The organism is Williamsia muralis (assembly GCF_051487485.1).
In the GTDB taxonomy this organism is placed as follows: Bacteria; Actinomycetota; Actinomycetes; order Mycobacteriales; family Mycobacteriaceae; genus Williamsia; species Williamsia muralis_B.
The window spans coordinates 505932-528673 of the sequence record NZ_JAHVCV010000004.1; the positions used below are offsets into that span (position 1 = coordinate 505932).

General features: G+C 65.5%; 21 protein-coding genes. 13 read left to right on the forward strand and 8 right to left on the reverse strand.

The features are described 5' to 3' along the window. Positions 1 to 66: 66 nt before the first annotated feature. On the forward strand, positions 67 to 525 hold the full coding sequence (locus tag KXR83_RS13670; protein ID WP_437425271.1) for a flavodoxin domain-containing protein: 459 nt from the start codon (positions 67 to 69) through the stop codon (positions 523 to 525). Positions 526 to 595: 70 nt separating this feature from the next. Further along, positions 596 to 1966 carry an FAD-binding oxidoreductase gene (locus tag KXR83_RS13675; RefSeq protein WP_437425272.1) on the forward strand — a complete coding sequence of 457 codons (1371 nt, stop codon included), beginning with the start codon at positions 596 to 598 and terminating at the stop codon, positions 1964 to 1966. Between the two features lie 111 nt (positions 1967 to 2077). Here the strand turns inward: KXR83_RS13675 and KXR83_RS13680 are convergent, their stop codons facing one another. Genes KXR83_RS13680 through KXR83_RS13690 form a run of 3 tightly spaced genes read right to left on the reverse strand, consistent with a single transcriptional unit; the run spans position 2078 to position 5221 of the window. Further along, entirely contained in the window at positions 2078 to 3472 is a 1395-nt protein-coding gene (locus KXR83_RS13680) for a dihydrolipoyl dehydrogenase family protein (protein WP_437425273.1), read from the reverse strand. Between the two features lie 39 nt (positions 3473 to 3511). Then, a complete protein-coding gene (locus KXR83_RS13685) occupies positions 3512 to 4315 on the reverse strand; it encodes a DMT family transporter (RefSeq protein WP_174548751.1) in 804 nt (267 codons plus the stop codon). 18 nt (positions 4316 to 4333) lie between these two features. Then, positions 4334 to 5221 (reverse strand): DMT family transporter, encoded by an 888-nt coding sequence (locus KXR83_RS13690; RefSeq protein WP_317711911.1) that lies wholly within the window; start codon positions 5219 to 5221, stop codon positions 4334 to 4336. A gap of 199 nt (positions 5222 to 5420) precedes the next feature. On the opposite strand from KXR83_RS13690, the gene KXR83_RS13695 reads away from it, so the two are divergent. The 3 genes from KXR83_RS13695 to KXR83_RS13705 all read left to right on the forward strand — a co-directional run bounded on the left by KXR83_RS13695 (position 5421) and on the right by KXR83_RS13705 (position 8703). Next, positions 5421 to 7805, forward strand: coding sequence for a phosphoketolase family protein (locus KXR83_RS13695; RefSeq protein WP_437425274.1), 2385 nt, complete (start codon positions 5421 to 5423; stop codon positions 7803 to 7805). Positions 7806 to 7870: 65 nt separating this feature from the next. Beyond that, positions 7871 to 8185, forward strand: coding sequence for a hypothetical protein (locus KXR83_RS13700; protein ID WP_133248696.1), 315 nt, complete (start codon positions 7871 to 7873; stop codon positions 8183 to 8185). Between the two features lie 53 nt (positions 8186 to 8238). Next, positions 8239 to 8703, forward strand: a complete 465-nt coding sequence (locus KXR83_RS13705) for a SixA phosphatase family protein (protein WP_437425379.1) — start codon at positions 8239 to 8241, stop codon at positions 8701 to 8703. Positions 8704 to 8715: 12 nt separating this feature from the next. On the opposite strand, the gene KXR83_RS13710 is transcribed toward KXR83_RS13705, so the two are convergent. Next, a complete protein-coding gene (locus tag KXR83_RS13710; RefSeq protein WP_437425275.1) occupies positions 8716 to 10335 on the reverse strand; it encodes an acyl-CoA dehydrogenase family protein in 1620 nt (539 codons plus the stop codon). Positions 10336 to 10599: 264 nt separating this feature from the next. On the opposite strand from KXR83_RS13710, the gene KXR83_RS13715 reads away from it, so the two are divergent. Beyond that, the gene (locus KXR83_RS13715; protein ID WP_437425276.1) at positions 10600 to 11325 is read left to right on the forward strand and encodes a type 1 glutamine amidotransferase; all 726 of its coding nucleotides are present in this window, start codon (positions 10600 to 10602) and stop codon (positions 11323 to 11325) included. On the opposite strand, the gene KXR83_RS13720 is transcribed toward KXR83_RS13715, so the two are convergent. The 4 genes from KXR83_RS13720 to KXR83_RS13735 all read right to left on the reverse strand — a co-directional run bounded on the left by KXR83_RS13720 (position 11310) and on the right by KXR83_RS13735 (position 15403). Beyond that, positions 11310 to 12269, reverse strand: coding sequence for an esterase/lipase family protein (locus KXR83_RS13720; RefSeq protein ID WP_437425277.1), 960 nt, complete (start codon positions 12267 to 12269; stop codon positions 11310 to 11312). The genes KXR83_RS13715 and KXR83_RS13720 overlap by 16 nt on opposite strands. A 60-nt stretch (positions 12270 to 12329) precedes the next feature. Then, positions 12330 to 13421 (reverse strand): DNA polymerase IV, encoded by a 1092-nt coding sequence (locus KXR83_RS13725; RefSeq protein ID WP_437425278.1) that lies wholly within the window; start codon positions 13419 to 13421, stop codon positions 12330 to 12332. Positions 13422 to 13487: 66 nt separating this feature from the next. After that, positions 13488 to 14420, reverse strand: coding sequence for a TauD/TfdA dioxygenase family protein (locus KXR83_RS13730; RefSeq protein WP_437425279.1), 933 nt, complete (start codon positions 14418 to 14420; stop codon positions 13488 to 13490). Between the two features lie 26 nt (positions 14421 to 14446). Further along, positions 14447 to 15403, reverse strand: a complete 957-nt coding sequence (locus KXR83_RS13735) for a TauD/TfdA dioxygenase family protein (RefSeq protein ID WP_437425280.1) — start codon at positions 15401 to 15403, stop codon at positions 14447 to 14449. Positions 15404 to 15630: 227 nt separating this feature from the next. On the opposite strand from KXR83_RS13735, the gene KXR83_RS13740 reads away from it, so the two are divergent. The 7 genes from KXR83_RS13740 to KXR83_RS13770 all read left to right on the forward strand — a co-directional run bounded on the left by KXR83_RS13740 (position 15631) and on the right by KXR83_RS13770 (position 22722). Continuing rightward, complete coding sequence (locus KXR83_RS13740; protein ID WP_437425281.1) at positions 15631 to 16380, forward strand: IclR family transcriptional regulator; 750 nt, start codon at positions 15631 to 15633, stop codon at positions 16378 to 16380. Between the two features lie 207 nt (positions 16381 to 16587). Further along, positions 16588 to 17661, forward strand: a complete 1074-nt coding sequence (locus KXR83_RS13745; RefSeq protein ID WP_399509859.1) for an ABC transporter substrate-binding protein — start codon at positions 16588 to 16590, stop codon at positions 17659 to 17661. Further along, complete coding sequence (locus tag KXR83_RS13750; protein WP_437425282.1) at positions 17658 to 18467, forward strand: ABC transporter ATP-binding protein; 810 nt, start codon at positions 17658 to 17660, stop codon at positions 18465 to 18467. The genes KXR83_RS13745 and KXR83_RS13750 overlap by 4 nt, the downstream gene beginning before the upstream one ends. Then, entirely contained in the window at positions 18460 to 19335 is an 876-nt protein-coding gene (locus tag KXR83_RS13755; protein ID WP_437425283.1) for an ABC transporter permease, read from the forward strand. The genes KXR83_RS13750 and KXR83_RS13755 overlap by 8 nt, the downstream gene beginning before the upstream one ends. 31 nt (positions 19336 to 19366) lie before the next feature. Then, positions 19367 to 20704 carry an LLM class flavin-dependent oxidoreductase gene (locus KXR83_RS13760; RefSeq protein ID WP_437425284.1) on the forward strand — a complete coding sequence of 446 codons (1338 nt, stop codon included), beginning with the start codon at positions 19367 to 19369 and terminating at the stop codon, positions 20702 to 20704. Further along, a complete protein-coding gene (locus tag KXR83_RS13765) occupies positions 20701 to 21924 on the forward strand; it encodes an MFS transporter (protein WP_437425285.1) in 1224 nt (407 codons plus the stop codon). The genes KXR83_RS13760 and KXR83_RS13765 overlap by 4 nt, the downstream gene beginning before the upstream one ends. Then, positions 21925 to 22722 carry an SDR family NAD(P)-dependent oxidoreductase gene (locus KXR83_RS13770; protein ID WP_437425286.1) on the forward strand — a complete coding sequence of 266 codons (798 nt, stop codon included), beginning with the start codon at positions 21925 to 21927 and terminating at the stop codon, positions 22720 to 22722. It begins immediately after the preceding gene. The last annotated feature ends 20 nt before the right edge of the window (positions 22723 to 22742 follow it).

The following is a 22742-nucleotide window of genomic DNA, read 5'->3' on the forward strand; positions in this document are numbered from 1 at the left end:
ACCCGGCACCTACCGCAACATAGGGTACCCTCAGTTGCCGACGAGACCGGATGGAGAGAGAAGAAGATGTCTGTTGTGATCCTGTACGGCAGCGAGACCGGAACCGCCGAAGTGGTGTCCGATTCCATCTCCGACGTGCTGGCCGAGAACCATGACGTGTCGATGTACGACATGTCCGAGTTCGCAGTCGAAGACCTCTCCGCCGACGACTTCTACGTGGTGGTCTGCTCGACCTACGGCGAAGGTGAACTGCCCACCGGAGCCGAACCGTTCGCCGAGGCCCTCGACGACGAGAAGCCCACCCTCGACGGTCTCCGCTTTGCCATGTTCGGCCTCGGCGACAGCGTCTACGACGACACCTACAACCGCGGCGGCGAGATCATGGCCGAAAAACTCACCGAACTCGGCGCCACCCAGGTGGGCGAGCACGGGCGCCACGATGCGTCGTCGAAGGTGAGCGCCAAGGTGCAGGCGGCCGAATGGGCGCAGCAGATCTCCTCGCTCATCTCTCCCGCGCTGCGCTGACGCGCCCACGTCGTCGGCACTGATCGGCGACTTCGCGGCACCTCCCGACAGCGACGATTACGCTGCGAACATGTCGACGAAGACGGTGTTGGACGACCTGGTGACCGCCCTGCCCGAGGGGACGGTGGTCACCGATCCGGACATCGTCGCGGGCTACCGCCAGGACCGGGCATTCGACCCCGCCGCGGGCACCGCGATGGCGGTGGTCCGCGCGACGAGCACCGAAGACGTCGTCGCGACCGTGAGGTGGTGCGCGGCCAACTCGGTACCGGTGATCCCGCGTGGAGCCGGCACCGGGCTGTCCGGAGGAGCCACGGCGATCGACGGCGGCATCGTCCTGACCACCGAGAAGATGCGCAACATCACCGTCGATCCGATCACCCGTACGGCGGTCTCCCAGCCAGGGCTGCTCAACGCGGAGGTCAAGGCCGCAGTCAAGGAACACGGACTCTGGTATCCGCCGGATCCGTCGTCGTTCGAGATCTGCTCTATCGGTGGGAACGCTGCAACCAACGCTGGCGGCCTGTGTTGTGTGAAGTACGGCGTCACGAGCGACTACGTCCTCGGCCTCGAAGTGGTGCTCGCCGATGGGCGGGCAGTGCGCTTGGGCGGGCCGCGGCTCAAGGACAGCGCCGGGCTGTCGCTGACCAAACTGTTCGTCGGCAGCGAGGGCACTCTGGGCATCATCACCGAGGTGACCTTGCGGCTGTTGCCGCCACAGCCGCCGGCGTCGACCGTGGTGGGCACCTTCTCGTCGGTGCATGCCGCCTCCGAGGCGGTCCTCGCGATCACGTCGACCATCCGGCCCGCGATGCTCGAGTTCATGGACAAGGTCGCGATCAACGCCGTCGAGGACCAGTTGAAGATGGGCCTCGACCGCAGCGCCGGGGCCCTGCTCGTCGCCCAGTCCGATGCGCCGGGCGCGGCCGGAGCCGCCGAGGTCGAGGTCATCGAGCAGGCATTCACCACCTGCGGCGCCAGCGAGGTGTTCGCCACCACCGATCCGGACGAGGGCGAGGCATTCACCGCCGCGCGGCGGTACGCCATTCCCGCCGTCGAGAAGATCGGTCCCCTGCTACTCGAGGATGTCGGGGTTCCGCTGCACAAGTTGCCGGATCTCATCGACGGCATCGAGGCCATCGCCGCCGACCGGCGGGTGCTGATCTCCGTCATCGCCCACGCCGGGGACGGCAACACGCACCCGCTGATCGTCCACGACCCCAACGATCCCGATGAGACCGAACGAGCCAATCTCGCGTTCGGGGAAATCATGGATCTAGCGATCAGACTCGGCGGCACGATCACTGGCGAGCACGGTGTCGGCCGTTTGAAGAAGGGCTGGTTGCCCGATCAGCTGGGCCCCGACGTCATCGAGCTGACGCAGCGGATCAAGAACACGCTCGATCCCCTGGGCATCCTCAATCCCGGGACGATGTTGTAGGTCTGATTCGTCGAGAATCTGCAGGCTTTGTGTCTGTCTGCAGGCGTTGCAGTGCCGGTATCCGGACAAAAAGCCTGCGCCTGCCTCACATCCCGCGCGCAGGTGACCCGCCTACGACTCGGGCAAGGACTCCAGCAGGCGTAGCCACACCTCGCTGACCGTCGGGTAGGACGGCACCGCGTGCCACAACGTGTCGACCGGAACGCGGCCCACGATGGCGATCGTCGCCGCATGGACGAGTTCGTCGACTTCGGGACCCGCAAATGTCGCGCCGACGATGACACCGGCGGCTTTGTCGATCACCAGCCTCGCCTTGCCGTGGGCGTCGTCGCGGAGCAGCCCGAATCCGGCCACCGACTCGAAGGCGATCTCGGCAACCGTCACGTCGATCCCGTTGTCGGTTGCCTGACGCTCGGTGAGGCCAACGCTGGCAACCTGTGGGTCGGTGAAGATCACCTGCGGCACCGGAACTCCGTCGGGCACAACCGGGTCGGGGCGCCCGTCGGCACGGGCGGCGATCAGCCGGCCCACGTTGCGGGCCTGATACTTGCCCCAGTGGGTGAGCGCCGGGCCCTCGGACGCGTCGCCGACGAAGAACAACCACGACGCCTCGGCATCGACGTCGTCCAGCCCGATGCCGCTTCGGGCGGGCCGGCGCCCGGTCGCCACCAGGACCTCGTCTGCGGTGATCTCCTCACCACCGGCGACAACGGTCGCCGGGTCACCGTGGATGCGGCCGATGCCGGTGTCCGCGGAGACAGGACGGCGCACCTCGGTGATGTCGACGTGTTGACGCACATCGATGCCGGCGGCGGTCAGCGCCTCGGCCACCATCTCACCGGCAAAAGGTTCGGTCTTACCCAGCAGCGATCCGCGCGAGAGCAAGGTGACCTTGCTGCCCAGCGCCGCCATCCACGTGGCGGCCTCGCAGGCCACCACACCGCCGCCGACCACGATCAACGAGCCCGGGATCTCCCTGACCCCGGTGGCATCCCGGGACGTCCACGGCTGTGCGTCGGCGAACAGGTCGGGGATCACGGCCGTGCTGCCGGTGGCCACGATCACCGCCAGTCGCGCACGCACCGTCTGACATTGACCACCGTTGTCGACGGTCACCGTGCGCTCACCCGAGATGACCCCGTGGCCCCGGAGGACGGCGATGTCGAGGCCGGTGGCCCACTTCTCCTGTCCCCCGTCCTCGTACTGGCTCACCCAGGTATCGCGGCGACGCAGCAGTTCCTCGGGGTTGAGTTTCTCCCCGACCTTGATTCCTTCGAGGTTGGATGCCGCCGCATGTACTTCGATCGGACGGAGCAGTGCTTTGCTCGGCATGCAGGCCCAGTAGGAGCACTCCCCGCCGAGCAGTTCGTGTTCGACGATGGCGGCGGTTCGATCAGAACCAGCGGTCGCGTACTGCGCGGCGACCTCTCCTGCGGGGCCGCCTCCGATGACGATGACGTCGTACTCGGTGATCGAACTGTCCGTCTCTGCGGTCGATTCAGTCATCACCCCACCCTGCCATCGCCGACGGGCCGGTTCCAGTCCTCAGGTGCCCCGGATGGCGGAGTGCCGGGCCAGTTCGACCACGGCGACCACCATGACCACAAGCGCCAGCCCCACCACCCCGGCCTCCCACACGCTGACCGAGATTCGCTCGGAAAGAAGGGCCATGCCCAGAGCCATGGCCACCGCCGGTTCCATCACCGTCATCGCCGGGAAAGACGTCTGCAGATCACCCGAGCCGAAGCCTCGCTGCTGGGCGTAGATGCCCGCAGCTATGACGATGAGCAGCAGGTAGATCTCGAGATGGAAACCGACCCGGGGCAGATCGTCGGTGGCCTGCCCGATGACGGCTTTGATGAGCAGCGCCGAGATCCCGAACAGCGCTCCGGCGGTCAGGCCGTAGAACAGCGACCGCATGTGGTTGTTGCAGCTCTCGGCCGCGATCACCAAACCCGCGAGGCAGGCGAGCACCGCCACCACCGTGAGCACAAAGAACATGGGGTCGGGGCGGCTATCGGATGATCTCGGTGATGCCAGGCAGAGGAACACCGCCACGCAGCAGGTCAGTGCGCCGCCCCACGCCCATTCGGTGCGTGTGGGCGTTCGATGGTCGAACCACGCTTCGAGCGGCAGCGCGAACAGCACGGCCAGGACGAGCAGCGGCTGGACCAACAGGATGGAGCCCAGACCCAGGGCTGCTGCCTGTAGGGAGAATCCGCACACCGCCAGACCCGCACCGAGCCACCAACCCGGTGTGATGGCGCCACTGGCCGCCGATGCACGTTGCCGGAAGACCGTCCCGGTGGCGATGAGGCAGGCGGCAGCGACCGCCAGTACCGCCGACATGATGTTCTGCACAGGCGACTAGTGGTCGGTCGGGCCCATTGCCGACCCTCCGGGAGCAGGGGCGGGCGCTTTGGGGAACGCCACTTCGAACTCGGTCTCACGCTCGGCCGCATGTCTGGCGAGCACAAACACCGCCCGCAGCATGATGACCAGTGAGAGGCCGGCGATGATGCCGTCGAAGATGTTCACGTCGACGCTTTCACCGAGCAGCACCACACCGAGCGCCATGGCCACGGCGGGCTCCATCACGGTCATCGCCGGGAACGACGTCTGCAGATCGTGGGCGGCGAACGCGAGCTGCTGGGTGATCACCGAGGCGGTGGCGACAAGCAGGATCAGGTAGATCTCCGGGTGGGTCAACACCTCCACGACGCTTTCCCCGAGCTGGGTCACCACCGCTTTGAGGAGAAACGCCTGCACCCCGGTGAGCAGACCCGACGCCGATCCGAAGAGCAGCGCCCGGTGATGCGGTGACACGAGCCGGGCCGCGACCACCAGACCGACGAGCACCGCGACCACCACGACGATGGTTCCCGCCAGGGTTCCGGCCGACACGTTGTGTTCCCCGGCCTCAGGCCGGGCGATCACCACGAACGCGGCGATGCAGACGGTGAGGATGATTCCCCACTTCCACTCGTGGAAGTTCAGGCGGCGATGGTCGAGATAGGCCTCCATCGGCAGCGCGAACAGCACCGACAGCACGATCAACGGCTGCACCAGGAGCAACGACCCGAGGCCGAGCGCCACCGCCTGCAACGCGAATCCGGCAGCTGCGATCAGAACTCCGAGCCACCACCGTTTGGTGATCCCACCCGACGCCGTCGAGGAGCGTTGACGCACGAGTGTCCCTGTTGCGACGAGGAGCGCCGACAGAGTCGCCAGCAGCGCCGGGAGGAACAAGTGCACTTTGCCGACAATACTTGCCGGACCTGGGGGCGAGCGTGCTCTCGCGCTGGGAGTGTGAGCGAGTCGATCTCGTCGGACAACAAAACCTCGGTGACAGCGGCGCGAACTCTCGACAATTGGGTACTCGAGCCGTGGCGGGACACCCGAGCCCACCCGATAATCAAGTTGCCCTGTCCGCAAACACCCAGAAGGTGCGCATATGACGTTGGCCGGATACACCGATTCCGAACTCGAACTCGATCTGCGGTGGTGGTCCGCGACCAACTACCTGACGGTTGCGCAGATCTATCTGCAGGACAACGTCTTGCTGCGGGAGCCGCTCAGCGTCGAGCACATCAAACCCCGCCTGCTCGGGCACTGGGGAACGAGTCCTGGGCTCTCGATGATCTACACCCTCCTCAACCGGCGCATCCGCGAGACCGACTCGAAGTGGCTCTACATCACCGGACCCGGGCACGGCGGCCCCGCGCTGGTGGCGGCGACCTACCTCGAGGGCACCTACAGCGAGATCTATCCACACGTGTCCCCGGACGCGCACGGGGTCCGCGCGCTGTGCAGGCAGTTCTCCACGCCCGGCGGGATCCCGAGTCACGTGAGTGTGCAGACACCGGGTTCGATCCACGAGGGCGGCGAACTCGGGTACGCACTCATCCATGCCGCGGGCGCCGCGTTCGACAGCCCCGATCTGGTGGTCGCGTGTGTGGTCGGCGACGGTGAGGCCGAGACCGGTCCCCTGGCCGGCTCCTGGAAGATCCCGGCGTTCCTCAATCCGGCTCGCGATGGTGCGGTGCTGCCGATCCTGCACCTCAACGGCGCCAAGATCGCCAGTCCCACGGTCTTCGGCCGCACCAGTGACAACGACATCGCGGCGTTCCTGTCGGGCCAGGGCTGGGATCCCGTCTTCGTCGAAGGCGACGATCCCCACGAGGTGTTCCCGGCGATGGCTCAGGCCCTTTCGAACGCGCACGACAAGATCGTCGAGATCCAGACCCGGGCCCGGGAAGGCAATCCGACAGGCGACAAGTGGCCGGCCATCGTGATGCGCACCCCCAAGGGCTGGACGGGACCGCACGAGGTGGACGGCAAACTGATCGAGGGCACCCACTGGAGTCATCAGGTCCCGTTGTCGGGGGTCCGCGAGAGCCCGGAGCACCTCGCACTGCTCGAGGAGTGGCTGCGTTCGTACAAGCCCGACGACCTGTTCGACAAGTCGGGTGCACTCATCGACGACCTCGCCGACCTGGCACCCAAGGGTGAGTTGCGGATGGGTGCAACGCCGTATGCCAACGGCGGCCGCGCGCTGGTGCCCCTCAAGATCCCGCCGCTCGAGTCGTACGCCCTGGACATCGAGGCGCCCGGTGCGCTCGCCTACGAGACCACCAAGGTGCTCGGTGAGCTGATGCGCGACATCTACCGCGACAACTCGGACGAGAACCACGGCGGATCGTTCCGGCTCTTCAGCCCGGACGAGACCTCGTCGAACCGGCTCCAGGCGGTATTCGAGCAGACCGACCGCTGCTGGCAATTGCCGACCAACGAGAACGACGACAACCTGTCGCCCGAGGGTCGCGTCATGGAAGTTCTCAGTGAGCACCTGTGCCAGGGGTGGCTCGAGGGCTATCTGCTGACCGGCCGCCACGGTCTGTTCGCCACCTACGAGGCTTTCGCGATGGTGAGCGTCTCCATGTTGGTGCAGCACACCAAGTGGTTGCAGCACGCCGCCGAATTGCCATGGCGCGAACCGGTGGCATCGCTCAACGTGCTGCTCACCAGTACCTGCTGGCGTAACGACCACAACGGTTTCAGCCATCAGGGACCAGGCCTCATCGATGCCGTCATCCCACTCGCCCCCGGCGTGGTGCGAGTCTGGCTGCCACCGGATTCCAACACCCTGCTCTCGGTGGCCGACCACTGTTTCCGCAGCCGCGACCACGTCAACGTCCTGGTGGTCGACAAGCAGAAGCACCCCCAGTACCTGACCCTCGAACAGGCACACAAACACGCTGAAGCCGGGGCCTCGATCTGGGAGTGGGCCGGTACCGAGGGTGAGACGAACGACGCGGACCCCGAAAATCCCGACATCGTGCTGGCCGCCGCGGGCGACGTCCCAACGGAAGAGATCCTGGCGGCCGCACATCTGCTGCGTGAGTGGGTTCCCTGGTTGCGCGTCCGCGTGGTCAACGTGGTCGACCTGATGGTGCTGTTGCCCCAGGACGAACATCCACATGGGTTGCCCGAATCGAAGTTCCTCGATCTGTTCACCGCAGAGACCGATGTGGTGTTCGCTTTCCACGGCTATCCGAGGGCCATCCACCAGCAACTGCACGGGCGCACCCGCGCCGACCGGTTCCACGTGCGTGGCTTCATCGAACAGGGCACCACCACAACCGCTTTCGACATGGTGGTGCAGAACAAGATGAGCCGGTACCACCTGGTCCTGGAAGCCCTGCGCAGAACCCGTCGGGTACCCGAACGCAGCCAGGAACTCGCCGAGTTCTGCCGGTCGCAGCTGCAGCGCCACACCGAGTACGTCACCACCCACTTCGAGGACATGCCGGAGATCCGCGAGTGGAAGTGGTCCTAGATGATCGGCGTCGCTGTCGGCGCGTCAACTAGTACTCGCGCGGCAGGTGGGGCACCCTGGGACAGGTGAGTGGTCTATCCCTATCGGCGCAGGCGGCCCTGCGTGATGACCTGGAGCGTCTGATGACGCTGCAGCGTGATCAGATCGACTGGGCCTGCTCGAACATCGACTCCATCAAAGAGCTTGTCGCCTTCGGACTCGACGAGGTCGTCGAATTGCGTGAACTGGCCGAGCTGGAGTGGGACCGCGGAAACGAGGAGATCGCCCAGCACCTCGAGCAGGAAGCATCGGCCTGGAATCACACGGTGCGACTCCTGCGTTCCGCTCTGGCCCGGTGCGGAGCCGATGAGTCGACCGGCCGGCATCGCAAGGTTTCCTGACAGGCGAACGCGGTGACGCTACCGTCGACCTCGTGGCACGAACACTGATCCTGATGCGGCACGGCAAGTCGGCCTATCCCAGCGGTACACCCGACCAGGAACGTCCGCTCGCCGAGCGCGGTCGGCGAGAAGCATCTCTGGCAGGCCGGTGGATGGCCGACGACGGACTCACGGTCGACGCGGTTCTGTGCTCGACCGCGGTCCGTACACGTCAGACGTTGCAGCACACCGGTATCGACGCACCGGCCACATTTGTCGAAGACATCTACGGCGGCGACGCCGACGACGTGTGCGAGGCGGTCAGGCTCCACGCGCCCGCGGACGCTGCCACGATATTGGTGATCGGGCACGAGCCCGGGATGCCGGACACGGCGATGACGCTCGATCCGGCAGCGCACATTCCACGCTTTCCCACGTCCGCGTACGCGGTGGTCGAGACCGAGACCGCGTGGGACCAGCTGGGTCTGACGCCGGACTCGACGGCGCACATGACCCGGCTGGCCATCCCGCGGGAATGAGTCTGCCGGCGTCTATTTGACCAGTGCCCGTTCGAGCACGGGCGCGAGATCAAGACCGGTGGGCAACGTGCCGTAAGCGCCGGCCCGGTCGCCTGCGAGTCGGGTAGCCGCGAAGGCTTCCGCCACGGCCGGATGTCCGTGCCGCAGCATCAGCGATCCCTGCAGGGCGATGCAGATCGACTCGGCGATCCTGCGTGCGGTCGGTTGGCCTGCCTCTGCCAGCTGGCTTTTCAAGGTGTCGAGGTAGGTGTCGTACCGGGTGTCCATGCCTGTCGCCGACTCCAATTCGTCGAACAGTGCATCCACCGACTTGGGTGCCGTGGCCATCGCACGCAGCGTGTCGAGGGCGCTGACGTTCCCGCTGCCCTCCCAGATCCCGTAAAGAGGTGCTTCGCGATAGAGCCGCGGCATCCCGGAGTCCTCGACGTAGCCGTTGCCGCCCAGGCACTCCATCGACTCGGCGACGTGCGCGGTGGCCCGCTTGCACAACCAGTATTTGGTCGCGGGCAGCCCGATACGTCGCAGCAGGGCCTCGGTGTCGTCGCCGCGTTCGGCCGCGTCGGTGGCCCCCGCCATCCGCATCGACACCATGGTGGCTGCTTCCGCTTCGATCGCGAGGTCCGCGAGCACGTTCCGCATCAGGGGTTGATCGATCAGGTAGTCGCCGAACACCTTCCGGTGCTGGCTGTGGTGCATGGCCTGGGTGAGTCCGACACGCATGTTGCCCGCGCTGGCCAGCGCGCAGTCGAGCCTGGTGAGGTTGACCATCTCGATGATGGTGCGGACACCGCGTCCCTCCTCCCCCACCAACCATGCCGTCGCACCGTCGTATTCGACTTCCGACGACGCGTTGGCGTGGTTGCCGAGCTTGTTCTTCAGTCGCTGCAACCGCATCCGGTTGCGGGTGCCGTCGGGCAGTACCCGGGGCAGGAAGAAGCACGAGAGCCCACCGGGGGCTTGGGCGAGCACCAGGAACAGGTCGGACATCGGGGCGGAGGTGAACCACTTGTGCCCGGTGAGCGTGTAGGAGCCGTCCGAATTGGGTTGAGCTGCCGTCTGGTTCGCGCGGACATCGGAACCGCCCTGCTTCTCGGTCATCGACATCCCGGCGATGAGACCGGACTTGCCCGCCGGGACCGACAGGTGGGGGTCGTAGGTTCGGGACGTCAGCAACGGCTCGTAGGTGGCGGCCAGGTCGGGGTTGTGCCGCAGGGCCGGTACCACGGCGTAGGTCATCGAGATCGGGCAGACGTGACCTGCCTCGACCGTCCAGACCCCGAGCTTGGCTGCCCTGACCACGTGCGCGCCGGCGCGCCCGTCGGCCCAGGGTGCTCCGTGCAGACCGTGTGTCACAGCGACATCCATCAACCGGTGGTACGCCGGGTCGTACTCGACCTCGTCGACGCGGTGACCGTACCGATCGTGCGTGCGGAGTATCGGTTGGTTCCGGTCGGCGAGTTCACCCCACCGTTGAGCTTCCTCACCGGCAGCGATGGCGCCCAGTTCGAAGATCTCGTCGGAGCCCCAGCCACCACCTTCGCGGGTCAGCGACTCCGACAGCGCCGGGTTGGTCGCCGGGTTGTATCCACTCAGGAGCGGAACTTGATTGATCACCTCATGCGTATCGGCCATGAATCAATGATGCGCCTCGGGGTACCCGATGGTCGCAGGAATCCCCACCTGCGCCGATGCGCGGATCGCCTGCCAGAGCGCCGCCTGAGCCGGCCTCTGATGAGCGGCGGCCCCGTGTTCTGGCCATACTGAACAAAACCCCACCACCGTCGGACACCGATCCGGCGTGTACCAGGAGTATCCAGTGCAATTGTCAGCACGAGACGTCGCTGTCGCGCCATCGATGGCCTGCATCGTCGCGACCCGGTTCCGCGACCGGTTGTGATGACCGAGCCAGATCCCGGAGCGTCTCGCAACCGCGCACTCTTCGTCGTGCACGATCACGACCGGGATCGCGGTATCGCCGACACGGGCACCCTGCGCGACCACGTCATCGACCGGGGCTACGAGGTGGAGATCGTGCACCCTTCCGAAGACCTACCGGAGGTCGCAGGGTTCGATTTTGTTGTCGTGATGGGTTCTTCGGAAGCCGCCTACAACGACTCGGTCCCCTGGCTGGCGTCCGAGATCAGCTATCTGCGGGCTGCGCTCGCCGCAAACGTACCGATTCTCGGGGTGTGCTTCGGTGGCCAGCTGCTCAGCCGGGTGCTCGGCGGAAAGGTCAAGCGGTCGGACCACCCCGAGCACGGTTACGTCACCGTCGACACCGTTGCCCCCGAACTCGTCGCACGCGGACCATGGATGCAGATGCACTACGACCGATTCACCCTCCCGCCCGGTGCTCGCGAGATCGCCCGCAACGGAGCAGCGTTGCAGGCCTTCACCTTTGGCCGGAACCTCGGCGTTCAGTTCCATCCGGAGATCTCACCCGCGGTGTGGGCCACCTGGCAGGCGAGCTGGGCAGCCAACCGCCAGGGTCAACTGGTCGTCGAACGCGGTATCGACCTGGACAAGATCACGGCCGAGATCACCGCTCGCGCTGCCGAATCCAAGGAGAACTGCGCGACCTTGCTCGACGCATTCCTGAAACTGGCTCACGCACCGGTGTAAGGCGGCACGTCCAGGCAGGGAACGGGTCGGGGATGCGCGGGATCGAGGGCGTTGAGCACAAACGCCGAACTGCGCTGATTGGACACGATCGACAGATGATCTGAGCGGTCCTGCGAGCAGGTGTCCTGCACAACGATGTTCGTGACCTCGATGCCGGGCGGACCGGCCAAAATACCGCTGGTGTACGGGGTCACGAGCTGGTCGTAGCGGGTGACGATGTTCGTGTAGTCGATGCCGGCGACGTATGGGCCGTCAGGGGCATCGATGGCCGCCGCGAAGTCACCGTCGCCGGGCGCAGCGGTGCAGTCCGGACATTCGGTGTCGGGTACTGCAGCGGGCGGCAATCCCAATCGGTCGGCAAACATCTCCACCAGCTCCGACCGGCCCTCGCCGTCGCCGTCCGACCCCTGCCAGTACGGCGCGAGCGACACGTACTTGTCGATCTTTCCCGCGCCCCCGTAGTACTTCGCCCAGTAGGTCGGGATCTGCGTGCCCTGCGAATGGCCCACGATGTCGACCTGTGCGGCGCCCGTCTTCGCCAGCACGTTGTCGACGAACACCTTGAGCTCCCAGGCGCTGACGTCCTTGGCGCCCAGCCCACCGATCCGCGACAACGGCCACTGCTGCGACAACTCGCCATAGGTGAGCGCGAACACGCAGTAACCCTCGTTCTTGAGCACCGGCACCAGCGAGATCCAGTTGGTCTGCTGACTGCCCGCGGTGCCGTGGACCAGTACCACCGGATCAGGGTGCTGAGCGGACGGCTTGCATGCGTAATCGTTGGATCCGGGCAGGGACCCATTCGGGTTGGCGAGTTCGGCGGGTATGCCGGCCAGGAAGTTGTACTGCACCGGCAGCGGAGCCGCCTGCGCGGTCGGCGCCAGACCGACGGTCGCCAGACCGATCAGGACCGCTGTCACCAAGGCCTGCCTGAACCACCGCATGTGATGCCCTCCTGCTCGCCGATCCCTGCCCGGAAGTTAGCACCGAAGCGGTACGGCCACCTACGGGTCGGGCGGAATGTCTTCTGCCGGCATCACCAGATCAAGACGCACACCCAACAACCGGATCGGGCGGTCGAGCTCGAACTTGTGCAGCACCTCGAGCATCGCCGCCTCGATCACGGTGGCGTCGGTGGACGGGGCGGGCAGCTTCTTCGACTTCGTCCGGGTGTAGAACGTCATGGTCCGGACCGTCACGGCCACCCGGAAAGCCACCCGTGCCTCAGAGATGACCTGCGCCAACAGTTCCCGGGTCAGCTTCCGAATCGCCTCGTCGATGTCGGCGCGGGCGGTGAGGTCGGTCGGGAAGGTCTCGACCTTGCTGTGCGACCGCGGAATGTACGGTTCTGCGCTCACCTCGATGTCGCCGCCGCCACGCGAGAGCAGGTACAGCCAATTGCCGAGGTGGGGTCCGAACTCGGCCACCAGCCGCCCGACATCTTCTGCCGCAAGCTGGGCAACGGTGTTGATTCCCAGCTTCTCCAGTTTTGCTGTCGTCTTGGGACCGACGCTCCAGAGGTCGCCGACACCGCGCTCCCCCATGATGGGCATCCAGTTCTGGTTGTCCAGGGTGAAGACGTGCTCGGGTGAACCTTTGGCGAATCCGGTCGCCATCTTGGCGCGCTGTTTGTTGTCGCTGATGCCGACCGCCGACGACAGCCTGCGCTCATCGAGGATCCGCTGACGGACGGACTGGGCCAGCTCGGTGATGTCAAGATCGGTCTCCGATGCCGGAACACCCAGGAACGCCTCATCCCATCCGATCACCTCGACGGGATACCCGAAGTCTCGGAGCGTCTGCATCACCTCGGCTGACGCCTCGTCGTACGACGTGTGGTCCAGCGGCAGATAGATCGCCTCGGGCATCTTGCGAAATGCCGACCGCAACGGCATACCGGCCCGTACCCCCTGATCACGGGCCTCGTACGACGCGCACGTGACGACCTTGCGCGGTTCGGTCGGGTCACCGGTGCCGCCGACGATGACCGGTGTGCCGATCAGGTCCGGGTTCCGGCGACGCTCCACCGACACCTGGAACTGGTCCAGGTCGATGTGCAGGATCGCGCGGAAGCGCCGGATCGGTGGTGTGGTCATCGTGCCCGACGATATGCGACGGACGACCCCGGCGGAACCGTGCGTTTCCCGCTGCCACCCGCCGGGCTAGGAACCGATGAACTGTTCGCCCGAGATGGACGTCGACGGCGTGCCGTCGACACCGACGGGGATGTCACCCTCGATGGTGGTGCGATACAGCACACGGGTGACGTCCAGATGGTTGATGTCCCCCGGAGCCAGGTGCGCGGTCGCCCGGTTGTCCCACACCGCAATGCTTCCCGCCGACCAGCGGAATCGCACCGTGTAGGCCGGCCGAGACACCTCCTCGAACAACAGGTCGAGCAGGGCATCGCTCTGTCGACGGCTGTAGCCGACGATCCGGCTGGTGAATCCCGGCTGCACGAACAGGATCCGCTCGCCGGTGACCGGGTGCACGCGGACCACCGGGTGTTCGCTGATCAGCGGCGCCTTGCTGACCTTCTTGCCGTAGGAGCTCTCGGCCTTGAAGATCGGGTGGCGGCCACCGAAGCGGTGCTCGGCGCGAAGGCCGTCGACGAGTTCCTTGATCGAGTCGGGCAGCCCGCCGTACGCGGCCGCGAGGTTGGTCCAGCTGGTGTCCCCGCCCCGCGCCGGAGCGATGGCCGACCGCAGGATGCTCACGGCCGGAGGGTTCACCAAAGCCGTGACGTCCGTGTGCCATTCGTTGGTGTAGCCGGCAGCCTTCACGCCGAACTTGCGCTCGTAGTCTCGGTTGTCGATTGCCAAGATCTCGGGGAACTCGGTCGGGGCGTCGTCGTCGTAGGGGTGCGAGGCGGTGACGGGGCCGAAGTTCCGCGCGAAGGCGATCTGCTCGGCGTGGCCGATCTGCTGGTCCCGGAAGAACAGCACCTTGTGCCGATGCAACGCGTCGATCACTGCCGTCGACTGGTCGTCGTCGAGGGGCAGGCGCAGATCCACGCCGCTGACCTCGGCTCCGATGTGTCCGGCGATCGGCCGGAACTCGAGGGTGGTGCGGGTGACGGATTGGGTGATTGTCATGGCTGTGGTCCTCAGGTTGGGGGGGTTCAGGCACTCTTCTTGGCGAAAAACGGCTCGCCGGAGACGGATCGGGACCTCCGGCCATCAACTCCTTCGGGCACATCGCCTTCCACCGTCGTGCGGTGCAGCACCCGCACCACGTCGAGATGGTCGAGATCGGTGGGCGCCTGATGGATGGTGGCGCGGTTGTCCCACACCCCGATGCTGTCGGGTGTCCAGCGAACCCGAACCGTGATGGCCGGGTTGGTGATCTCCTCGAACAGCAGATCGAGGATGCGATCGCTCTGGGAGGGACTGACTCCCAGGATCCTGCTGGTGAAACCCGGGTTGACGTAGATCAGTTTCTGTCCGGTCACCGGGTGCACGCGAATCACCGGGTGCTCACTGATGATCGGCGTCTGTTGGGTCAGCGACTCGGCTTCTGACCCCTTTTCCCAACGCTTTTCACGTCCTCCGAATCGGTTCTCCGCGTACAGACCTTCCAGGAACCGCTGGAGCGAGGCGGGCAGGTTGTCGTAGGCGGCACCCAGGTCTGCCCAGGTGGTGTCGCCACCCACCTCGGGAACGAGTTCGGCACGCAGCACGGTCACGGCCGGCGGGTTCACCAGTGCCGTGACGTCCTGATGCCAGAAGTTGGCGTAGCTGTATCGGCGCGATCCTCCACGGCTGGCATAGGTTCGCGAATCGACCTCCAGCACTTGCGGATAGCCGGCCGGCGACTTGTCCGTGTACCCGAGTGGATGAGCGTCCGTGACCGGCCCAAAATAACTAGTGAAGCGGATCTGCTGTGCATGGTCGATCACCTGGTCCCGAAAGAACAGCACCTTGTACTCGAACAGGGCATCACGTAATTCGCGCTGCGTCACCGCGTCCAACCCGTCGACCAGGTCGACGCCCGACACTTCGGCGCCGAGGTAGCCGGCAATCGGCTCGACGGACAAACGGTTTGATACCGATTGGCGGCTCTCGATCAATGTGGTCATCGCAGATCCCATCCTTTGCATTCAGTGGTTGACGATTTCCATTGGCTACCGAGACCGCATATGCGTGGCAACCACAGCTTCCACAATGTGAAACCTGGCGGCCCGTCGAGTCGAAATACCCAGGCCACCAGCGGAGATAGGTTCACGCCGGGCCGAAATCTTCACCTCTCCCGGTTCGGCAACCACCATGGCGACAAGCATCAGAGCGAACCGGAGGGGGGTAGGACATGGCCTCGACGCGTCAGCCGGGTCGTACCGGTTCACAGTCGGTGGAACGGGCAATCGCGGTGCTCTACGCACTCGAAGGCGAGGACCGGCCGGTGACGGTCAGCGAACTGGCGGGCCGGGTCGATCTGCCGGTCAGCACCACACATCGCATCGTCCAAGCGCTTGTCCGGGGCCGACTGTTGGCACGCGACGGTCACAGCGCCTATCGCATCGGCGATGGCATCACTGCGCTTGCACAAACCGCGGCTCAGCGGATCAACATCGACGCTGCCGCCCCCCACCTGCATCTTTTGTCGTCAGGAATCCGGATCACGGCCAGCCTCGGTGTCATCGACAACACCGACGCGGTCACCGTGTACTCGGCCCGACCACCGTCGATGTTCTGTACCCACCAACTGCCCGGCCGGCGAACCAAGGTCGAAGGAAGCGCAATGGGCCAGGCCATCGTCGCGTTCGGCCATCGACGCGATCGGCGCCTCGGGACGATTCCGGACGTGGCATCCACCCGCCGGCGCGGCTTCACGGTGTCGTCAGCCGGTGGCGTGACGGCGGTGGCCGTCCCCGTGTTCGATGCCCGAGGACAGGTGCGCGCCTCCATCGGAGTCCAGGCACGCAGCGCACGACTCGATGAGGACCTGATCGTCCGCATTCAGCCGGCGATGCGCCAGGCCGCGGAAATGCTCCGCGACGCGGTCGCCGACGGTTCGGTGAGGGCGAACTTCGACCGCCTTTTACCCGCCACGATTTAATCGGGCCTCTATTTCCATGATGTGAAATAGGTTGTTGGAGACCACGGGGGCGGTACCAAAGAATGTACTTCGGACCCCAAGTGCCATGCCCGGCAGAGTGTTTCGCCGTGCGAATGAAGTATTCGATGCCAGTGAAACGAATCGATGAACAATTTCGGATCACGAACACAGCCGTTTTCGAATCCGAGAAACCCGAAAGGAAAAGCAGTGAGTCACAAACACCCATGGCGGGTCCGCATCGCGGCGGCGCTGGCACTTCTCGTGGGGGTGACGACTGCCGCCTGCGGTTCCGCCGACGAGGCCACTGTCACCGCCGACGGCAAGACCGAGCTGCGGTACCTCAGCTTCCCCGCGACCGTTCAATTTCCGGAATTGGCAGCCGATCTCGGGTACTTCAGCAAAGTCAGCATCAAGGCGGTCGGTGAGACCACCAGCGGCCCGCAGTCGATCCAGGCCGCCGCCACCGGCGACACCGACTTCGGGCACGCTTTCAACGGCGCGATCGTCAAGCTGACGTCGGCGGGTTCACCGATCACCGCCGTCGTCGATTCCTACGGCGCCGACGAGAAGACGTTCAACGGGTTCTATGTGCTGGAGGACTCCCCGATCCGCACCGCACGGGACCTGATCGGCAAGAAGGTCGGGATCAACACGCTGGGCGCGCACTCGGAGTTCGTCATTCGCGAATGGCTTGCCCGTGAGGGCCTTTCGAAGGACGAGATCGCGTCCGTCCAGCTGCTGGTGGTGCCGCCGATCAACAACGAGTCGTCGCTGCGCCAAGGACAGATCGATGTCGGCGCCTTCAACGGCATCTTCCAGCAGCGCGCGCTGGAGAACGGTGGTATCCGAGAGCTGTTCACCGACAGGATTTTCGGAGACTTCAGCTATGGCAGCTACGTGTTCCGTGACGACTTCAAAAAGAAGAACCCCGAGGCCGTGAAGGACTTCGTCCAAGGCACCGCTCGCGCGATCCGCTGGACGCAGGTGACTCCACAGGCAGAGGTTGTCGCCCGCTTCAAGGACATCATCACCAAGCGCGGTCGCGGTGAGGACCCCGCTCTGGCCGAGTACTGGAAGAGCTCGTCCATTCCCACGCCGGGCGGGGTGATCAAGCCCGAGGAGTTCCAATTGTGGATCGATTGGCTTGTGCGCAACAACGAGCTCGAGAAGGGCAAGCTGACACCGCAGGACATCTTCACAAACGACGACAACCCCTATGCCGACGGCACGTACCAGCCGGACTCGGGACCTGACGGCGCACCGGTGGTGGCAGCGAAATGACCATTCCCAAACTGGAATTGCGCGGGGTGCGCAAGTCGTTCACCGCGCCGGGCAAACCCGAGTTCGTGGCCATCGACGACATCAGCATCTCTGCCGCCGAAGGAGAGTTCCTTGTCCTCGTCGGCCCCAGCGGCAGCGGGAAGTCCACCCTGCTCGACCTGGTCGGTGGTCTCACCAAGCCCACTGCGGGTGAGATCCTGCTGGACGGAAAGCCCATCACCGGACCAGGACTGGACCGGGGCGTGGTGTTCCAGCAGTACGCGCTGCTGCCATGGCGAACGGCCCGCGCGAACGTGGAGTTCGGTCTCGAGGCCAAGGGCATCTCGCGTCGCCGGCGCAAGGCCATCGCCGATGAGTACCTCGGGCTCGTCGGTCTCGGCAACTTCGGCGACCACTACCCACACGAGCTGTCGGGTGGCATGAAACAGCGTGTGGCGATCGCGCGAAGCCTCTCGTACGACCCCGAAGTGCTGCTGATGGACGAGCCGTTTGCCGCACTCGACGCCCAGACCCGGGAGGGGTTGCAGGGCGAGCTCCTGCGGATCTGGAAGGCCACGGGCAAGACCATCCTGTTCATCACCCATGGCATCGACGAAGCCATCTATCTCGGCAACCGGGTTGCCATCCTCACCGAACGTCCCGGTCGGATCAAGGAGATCCTGCCGATCGACATCGACCGGGATGCCGTCGACGACATCCGTTCATCTGAGCAGTTCCGCGACTACCGGCACCGGATCTGGCTGTCGTTGCGTCCCGAGGTGGCCGGTGCCGCCGCCGAAACGATCGGAGTAGGTAGCCATGTCTAGTGTCACGTTGGAAAAGGTCTCGAGCCCGGCACCGGTGAGGGACATCGCATCCCCGGCGCCGGCACCCGTCGCCTCACCCACCCGGCGGGTCGGAGGGAAACTGCGAAAGTCCGGCTCCTGGGTCTTCCGGAGTTCGATCGCCCTGGTGCTGCTGGTCGCATTCTGGGAGGTCGCGCCGCGAATCGGTCTGGTCGACCGAACATTCCTCCCCGAGTTCTCGGTGGTCGCCAAGGCTCTGGTCGACCTGGCCGAGAGTGGTCAACTCTGGGAACACATCTCCGCGAGTCTGGGCCGAGCTCTGCGCGGCTTCGCCATCGCGGTGGTGTTCGCCGTGCCGTTGGGCATCCTGATCGGCTGGTACCGACCTCTTGCGCAGTACCTCAGCCCGGTTCTCGAACTGTTCCGAAACACGGCTGCACTCGCGTTGCTCCCCGTCTTCGTGCTCATCCTCGGCATCGGCGAGACCTCCAAGGTCGCGCTCGTGACCTATGCCTGCATCTTCCCCATCCTGCTCAACACGATCTCTGGTGTGCGGACAGTTGACCCGCTGTTGATCAAATCTGCTCGCTCACTGGGCCTTCCCGCGTACCGGCTGTTCCAGAAGGTGATCCTGCCCGCGGCCCTGCCGACGATCTTCACCGGCATCCGACTCTCGGCCGCATCGTCGATCCTGGTACTCATCGCAGCCGAAATGGTCGGTGCGCGTTCTGGGCTCGGCTACCTGATCATGGCGAGCCAGCTCAACTTCCAGATCCCGCAGATGTATGCCGGCATCCTCACCATCGCACTTGTCGGTCTCGTCTTCAACTACGTACTCGTTCTGCTCGAACGCCGATTCTCACGCTGGCGAACACCTGCCGCCAACTGAAATCACTCGACATCACACTAGGACTGATCACATGACACGCACCCTGCACCTGAACGCCTTCTTGATGGGCGTCGGCCATCACGAGGCCGCCTGGCGCCATCCACGCACCTCCGAACACGAAGTGCTCGACGTCGCCCACTTCGTGCGGCTGGGCCAGATCGCCGAACGCGGAAAACTCGACTCGGTGTTCTTCGCCGACGGACTGGCCGTGGGCCCCAACATCCGCCGCAACACCCAGGCCATCTTCGAGCCGATCACACTGCTGTCCGCCATCGCGGGCGGGACCAGCAAGGTTGGTCTGATCGCTACTGCCTCAACGGGTTACAACCACCCGTACACGTTGGCGCGTGCCTTCGCCTCGCTCGAGCACATCAGCGGGGGGCGTGCCGGATGGAACATCGTCACGTCCGGTCAGGAACAAGAGGCGCTCAACTTCGGCTATGACACCATCCCCGACCACGCCGGTCGGTACCGCCGCGCCCAAGAGTTCGTCGATGTCGTGAACCGGCTGTGGGACAGCTGGGAGGACGACGCCGTGGTGCTCGACGTCGACAACGCGATCTTCGCCGACCCCGACCGGGTGCATCCCATCAACCATGTCGGAGAGGCGTTCAGGGTCCGTGGCCCGCTCAACTCGCCCCGATCACCGCAGGGTCGGCCGGTTCTGGTGCAAGCCGGATCATCTGAGGACGGCAAAGACCTCGCAGCCCGCTACGCGGAGGTGGTCTTCACTGCCCAGCGCACCATCGCGGAAGGCCAGGACTTCTATCGCGACCTCAAACGCCGTCTCCCGCGTTACGGGCGCGGCGCCGAAGACCTCCAGATCCTCCCGGGCATCGTGCCGTTCATCGGCAGCACCGAGAAAGAAGCACGTGACCTCGAACGTGAGTTCACCGATCTGATCTCCCCCGACTATGCGCTGGGCCAGCTGTCGAACTTCTTCAACGTCGACCTCACCGGACTGCCACTCGATTCCCGGCTGCCTCCCCTACCTCCGGAATCGGAGATCCAGGGCCACAAGAGTCGATCGACGCTGGTACGTCAACTCGCCGCGTCCGAAGATCTCACGATCCGTGAGCTGATCGGCCGCCTCGGGGGCGGTCGCGGCCATCGCTCCATCACCGGGACACCGGAGCAGATCGCCGACGACCTCATCGCCTGGGTGGACGCGGGCGCGGCCGACGGCTTCAACGTCATGCCTCCCTACCTGCCCGGCGGCCTCGAGGACTTCGTCGACCACGTCGTCCCGATCCTGCAGGCCCGCGGCCGCTTCCGCGACGACTACACCGCATCCACCCTCCGCGGCCACTACGGCATCGAACTGCCGTCCGGATCCGTCGAGAAGGAGCCGGCGGCAGCCAGCGCATGACATCGATCGACGATCCGGCGAAGACGGCCGGACGCGTCGAACGCCCCCTGAGATCGCTCGCCGGCACCGTCTACCTGCCGGCGACGGCGTACGGGATCGGGCAGGGGGCGGCCGCGCCGGTGATGGTGCTATCCGCCCTCGAGCTCGGCGCATCCCCAGCTCTGGCCGGCCTCACCGTGGCGATCGTCGGACTCGGCCAGGTCGTCGGCGACACGTGCTCCGGGCAGATCGTCGCCAAGATCGGCGAGCGGCGGTCGATCATCGTGGCCAGTCTGCTGGCGGCGTCGGGTGCGCTGGCGTGCCTTCTCGCACCGGCGGTATGGACGTTGTGCCTGGGGATCTTTGCGGTCGGACTGGCCAATGCGGTGTGGGGCCTCGCGCGGCAGAACTACCTGTCGCTGGCCGTTCCGTTCGCCTGGCGGGCGCGGGCGATGTCGCTGTTCGGCGGCGCGATGCGGCTCGGCTTCTTTGTCGGACCGCTTCTCGGTGCCGGCGCCATCGTCGTGTTCGGTACTCGCGGCGGATTCCTGGTGCAGCTGGCAGCGATTGTGGTCGCCGGGTCGATGATGGCCCGGCTCCCCGATCCACCGGGCGCCGGGCCGATGTCGAAGTCACACAACATCTCCCAGGTCTTCGCAGAGCACGGTCGACTCTTGTCGACCCTCGGCGCGGGGTCGCTGTTGCTCGGCGTGGCACGCAGTGCTCGTGACGCGATCTTGCCGTTGTGGGCCAGCCACATCGGGTTGTCGCCGGCTGTGGCCAGCCTCCTTTTTGGTGTCGGGGCCGCTGCCGACGTGCTGTTCGCCTACCCCGCAGGCCATCTGATGGACCGTTTCGGGCGCACGTTGGTGGCGGTGCCATCGATTGTGGTGCTGTCCGTGTCGTATGTGCTGTTGCCCTTCACCACAACGCTTTTCACGTTTACTGCGGTCGCGGTGGTCATGGGTGTTGGGAACGGCCTCGGCAACGGGGTCATCATGACCATCGGTGCAGACGTCGCCCCGAGTACCGGCCGAGCCGAGTTCCTCGCCGCATGGCGTCTGACCCACGACAGTGGCTTTCTCGTCGGCCCGTTGTCGATCGCGTTGTCCGCGGCCGTGTTCCCGTTGTCGGCGGCAGTTTTCGCCGTGGCCGCACTGTCGGCCGGGGGCGCAGTGCTGTTGGGCAAGTATGTTCCCGAGTACACAAGCATGAGTCCACCGACCACGAGGAGTACATAGATGGATCTGGGTCTGACCGGAAAACGGGTTTTGGTGACAGGCGGCAGCAAGGGCATCGGCCTGGCGATCGCTCATGCCCTGGCCGCAGAGGGCGCCGACGTCGTGATCGCCGCACGCGGGGTCGAGGCCCTGGAGTCCGCCGCCGCCGACATCGCCCAGCAGTCCGGCCGGCGAGCCATCGCGATACCCGTCGACACCGGTGACGACGCGTCGGTGCAGAACCTCGTGACCCGTACGGTCGCGGAGCTGGGCGGCATCGACATCCTGGTCAACTCGGCGGCCACACCGTGGAGCGCCGGTAAACCGACCGACTTCGCGGCAACCACCGATGACGTCGTCCGACGAGAGGTCGAGATCAAGGTGCTCGGGTACCTGCGCACCGCTCGAGCGGTGGCGCCGCACCTGATCGAGCAGGGCTGGGGCCGGATCATCAACATCAGCGGTCTCGGTGCGAGACAAGCGAACTCCATCGCCCAGACCATCCGCAACGTGAGCGTCGCGGCGCTGACCAAGAACCTCGCCGACGAGCTGGGTCCGCACGGCATCAACGTCACGGTTGTCCACCCGGGCCGTACCCGGACACAGCGGCTCACCGATCAACTCGCGGAGCGGTCGGCGGAGTCCGGTCTAGCCGTCGCGGACCTGGAGAACGAACTGGCCACCAACTCGATCCGGCGGATCGTCGACGCATCCGAGGTGGCCGACGTGGTTGCATTCTTGGCCTCACCGCGCAGTGTCGCGATCACCGGGGACGCCATCGCAGCAGGTGGCGGCGTTCCCGGCCCGGTGTACTACTGAGACGTCAGAGCTCTGGGCCA